The sequence below is a fragment of the Arsenicicoccus sp. UBA2120 genome, assembly GCF_002330965.1.
GTDB classification, from domain to species: domain Bacteria; phylum Actinomycetota; class Actinomycetes; order Actinomycetales; family Dermatophilaceae; genus Arsenicicoccus; species Arsenicicoccus bolidensis.
This window is the reverse complement of the sequence record NZ_DCYC01000091.1, coordinates 32270-35095: the sequence shown is the minus strand read 5'-3', so window position 1 is coordinate 35095 and position 2826 is coordinate 32270. Positions and strand designations below refer to the sequence as shown.

Sequence of the window (2826 nt, the reverse complement as noted above, 5' to 3'; positions counted from 1 at the left end):
GGGGGGGGCCCCCCGCGGGCGGGCCCGCCCCCCCCCCCCCCCAGCCCCCCCCCCCCCCCCCCCCCCCGCCCGCCGCCCCCCCCCCCCCCCCCCCCCCTTCCCCCCCCCCCCCCCCCCGCCACAAGGAGCCCCGCATGATCATCGACATCCACGGTCACTACACGACGGCTCCGCCGCAGCTCGGCGCGTGGCGGGACCGGCAGGTCGCGGCATACGACACCGGCGGTGCAGCCCCCGCGAGCAGCGAGCTGGTGATGAGCGACGACGAGATCCGCGAGACGATCCAGACCCAGCAGCTCGCCACGATGCGCGAGCGCGGGATCGACCTCACGGTGTTCAGCCCGCGGGCGAGCTTCATGGCGCACCACCTCGGCGACGCGGCGGTCTCGGAGGCCTGGGCGGCCATCTGCAACGAGCTCTGCCACCGGGTCAGCCGCCTGTTCCCCGACAGCTTCATCGGAGCCGCCATGCTCCCGCAGTCGCCGGGCGTCCCGATCGAGCGCTCGCTGCCCGAGCTCGACAAGGCCGTCACCGAGTACGGCTTCGTCGGCGTCAACGTCAACCCCGACCCCTCCGGCGGCCGGTGGTCGAGCCCGCCGCTGACGGACCGTTACTGGTACCCCCTCTACGAGAAGATGGTCGAGCACGACATCCCCGGGATGATCCACGTGTCGACGAGCTGCGTCCCGGCCGTCCACACGACCGGCGCCTACTACCTGGGCGCCGACACCACGGCCTTCATGCAGCTGATCCAGGGGGACCTGTTCGCCGACTTCCCGACGCTGCGGTTCGTGATCCCCCACGGCGGGGGCGCCGTGCCCTACCACTGGGGACGGTTCCGTGGCCTGGCGCAGCAGATGGAACGCCCCCCGGCCGAGGAGCTCCTCCGCAACGTCTACTTCGACACCTGCGTCTACCACCAGCCCGGCGTCGACCTGCTCACCCAGGTCATCCCCACGGACAACATCCTGTTCGCCTCCGAGATGATCGGCGCGGTCCGCGGCATCGACCCGCTCACCGGGCACGGCTACGACGACACCCGCCGGTATGTCGACGGCACCCCGCACCTCGACGAGGCCGGTCGCGCCGCCGTGTTCGAGCACAACGCCCGCCGCGTCTACCCCCGGCTCGACGCAGCCATCTCCTGATCGCCACCCGCCTGAGAGGATCCACCCATGCACGAGCTCGGAGTCGTCCACACGCAGATCACCCGCGCCGACCGCGAGGCCACCGACGCGCTGGCCGAGCTCGGCAGCGCCACCGTCCACGAGGCCCTCGGGCGGGTCGGTCAGCTGCAGCCCTCCCTGCGCCCCATCTATCCCGGGGCCCGGATCTCGGGCACCGCCGTGACCGTGCTGCTCCAGCCCGGTGACAACTGGATGATGCACGTCGCGGCCGAGCAGATCCGCCCAGGTGACGTCGTCGTCGCCGCCCCCACCTCTCCCTGCACGGACGGCTACTTCGGCGACCTGCTGGCCACGTCCTTCCAGGCGCAGGGCGCCCGCGGCCTGGTCATCGACGCCGGCTGCCGCGACGTGCGCACCCTTGAGGAGATCGGCTTCCCGGTCTGGAGCCGGGCGATCTCGATCAAGGGCACCATCAAGGCCACCCTGGGGTCGGTCAACGTGCCGCTCGTCTGCGGCGGCATGATCGTCCACCCCGGTGACGCGATCGTGGCCGACGACGACGGGATCGTCTGCGTCCCCGCCGACCGCGTCGCCGAGGTCCTGGAGGCGGCGCGCAAGCGCGAGGCCAACGAGGGCGCCAAGCGCGAGCTCTTCGCATCGGGCACGCTGGGGCTCGACTACTACGAGATGCGCGAGGGCCTCGACCAGGCAGGCCTGCGCTACGTCGACTGACGGAGACCCGATGACGCCTCGTCCGGACGCTGCGGATCCTGTCGCTTCCTCCGACCGGCGTCCGCGGGACCCCCGCGTCCCTGGCCAGGTCACGGCCGCCGGCAAGGTGATGGCGGTCCTCGCGACCTTCAGCCGCGAGCGCCCCAGCCAGACCCTGACCCAGATCGCCCGGTCGAGCGGCCTCGCCCTGAGCACCGTGCACCGGGTGGTGCGCGAGATGGAGGAGTGGGGCGCGCTCGAGCGCGGCGACGACGCCTCGTGGCACGTCGGGCTGCGGCTGTGGGAGGTCGCGTCCGGCTGCCCCCGGGGACAGATCCTGCGGGAGATCGCCCTCCCCTTCCTGCAGGACCTCTACGAGGCGACGCACGAGAACATCCAGCTCGCGGTCCGGGAGGGCACCGAGCTGGTCTTCGTCGAGCGCATCGCCGGGCACCGGTCCGTCGAGCTGCTCACGATGGTCGGTGGCCGGTTCCCGATCACCGCCACGGGCATGGGGCGCGTCCTGCTCGCCTACGCACCGCCCGAGATCCAGGAGGCTGTGCTCGCCGAGCCCATCCCGCGGCGCACGCCGTTCACGGTCACCGACCCGGTCACGGTGCAGGAGCAGCTCCGCGCCATCCGGCGCGAGCAGGTGTTCGTCAGCGACCGGCAGCTGTCGGAGACCACCGTGGCGGTCGCCGCGCCCATCCGGATGGGGCGCTCGGGGCCCGTGCACGCGGCGCTCGGCGTCGTCGTGGCCAGCGCCCCGGCCACCGACCGGATCGGCGGGCTGCGCCAGGCCGTCCTGGGGTCGGCGCAGGCCATCTCCGACGCGCTCGGCGCGAGGGTCCCCCGCCCGTCCTGACGCGGTCCGCGCGAGCAGGTGCGACCCGCTCGATCCCCCTTCCGCCCCGTGGAAGGGCCGCAGACGCCCCGCCGGTCCCCGTGGGAGTTTTGGACCTGGAGATCCACCCCCCCCCCCCCCCCC

Annotated in this window: 3 protein-coding genes; all 3 read left to right on the top strand. The window is 73.3% G+C overall.

The genetic code is table 11. The features are described from left to right. Nucleotides 1–134 precede the first annotated feature (134 nt). Genes B2P18_RS15735 through B2P18_RS15725 form a run of 3 tightly spaced genes read left to right on the top strand, consistent with a single transcriptional unit; the run spans nt 135 to nt 2703 of the window. Complete coding sequence (locus tag B2P18_RS15735) at nt 135–1148, top strand: amidohydrolase family protein (protein ID WP_286961519.1); 1014 nt, start codon at nt 135–137, stop codon at nt 1146–1148. 27 nt (nt 1149–1175) lie between these two features. After that, nucleotides 1176–1859 carry a 4-carboxy-4-hydroxy-2-oxoadipate aldolase/oxaloacetate decarboxylase gene (gene ligK, locus B2P18_RS15730; RefSeq protein ID WP_286961518.1) on the top strand — a complete coding sequence of 228 codons (684 nt, stop codon included), beginning with the start codon at nt 1176–1178 and terminating at the stop codon, nt 1857–1859. 10 nt (nt 1860–1869) lie between these two features. Then, a complete protein-coding gene (locus tag B2P18_RS15725; RefSeq protein WP_286961517.1) occupies nt 1870–2703 on the top strand; it encodes an IclR family transcriptional regulator in 834 nt (277 codons plus the stop codon). The last annotated feature ends 123 nt before the right edge of the window (nt 2704–2826 follow it).

Bases quoted from the DNA above. Each gene is read 5' to 3' on its own strand.
- B2P18_RS15735 (WP_286961519.1), top strand. From the start codon at position 135: ATGATCATCGACATCCACGGTCACTACACGACGGCTCCGCCGCAGCTC.
- ligK (WP_286961518.1), top strand. From the start codon at position 1,176: ATGCACGAGCTCGGAGTCGTCCACACGCAGATCACCCGCGCCGACCGC.
- B2P18_RS15725 (WP_286961517.1), top strand. From the start codon at position 1,870: ATGACGCCTCGTCCGGACGCTGCGGATCCTGTCGCTTCCTCCGACCGG.